The organism is Pedobacter cryoconitis (assembly GCF_003259615.1).
GTDB classification, from domain to species: Bacteria; Bacteroidota; Bacteroidia; order Sphingobacteriales; family Sphingobacteriaceae; genus Pedobacter; species Pedobacter cryoconitis.
The window spans coordinates 1-538 of sequence record NZ_QLLR01000084.1 but is presented as its reverse complement, the minus strand read 5'-3'; the positions used below and the strand labels follow the sequence as shown (position 1 = coordinate 538).

At 46.3% G+C, this 538-nt stretch carries 1 rRNA gene; it reads right to left on the bottom strand.

What is annotated here, in order from left to right:
• Positions 1 to 453, bottom strand: a 16S ribosomal RNA gene (locus tag LY11_RS26475); the annotation flags it as partial.
• Positions 454 to 538: the final 85 nt, after the last annotated feature.

Sequence of the window (538 nt, the reverse complement as noted above, 5' to 3'; positions counted from 1 at the left end):
GGTTTATTCCCGAATAAAAGCAGTTTACGACCCAGAGGGCTGTCTTCCTGCACGCGGCATGGCTGGTTCAGAGTTGCCTCCATTGACCAATATTCCTTACTGCTGCCTCCCGTAGGAGTCTGGTCCGTGTCTCAGTACCAGTGTGGGGGGTCATCCTCTCAGATCCCCTAGACATCGTGGTCTTGGTGGGCCGTTACCCCGCCAACTAACTAATGTCACGCATGCCCATCTTAATCCTATAAATATTTGATCATTGTACAATGCTGTACTGTGATTTTATGCGGTGTTAATCCGAATTTCTTCGGGCTATCCCCCTGATTAAGGTAGGTTGCATACGCGTTACGCACCCGTGCGCCACTTTCCTCTCTAGCAAGCTAAAGAGTATCGTTCGACTTGCATGTATTAGGCCTGCCGCTAGCGTTCATCCTGAGCCAGGATCAAACTCTCCATTGTAAAATGTTGTTGTTTGAACGCTGACCATTCTTAACTTGTATTAATAATAGTCTTATTCTTATTTGTCTGTCAGAATAGACTTAAA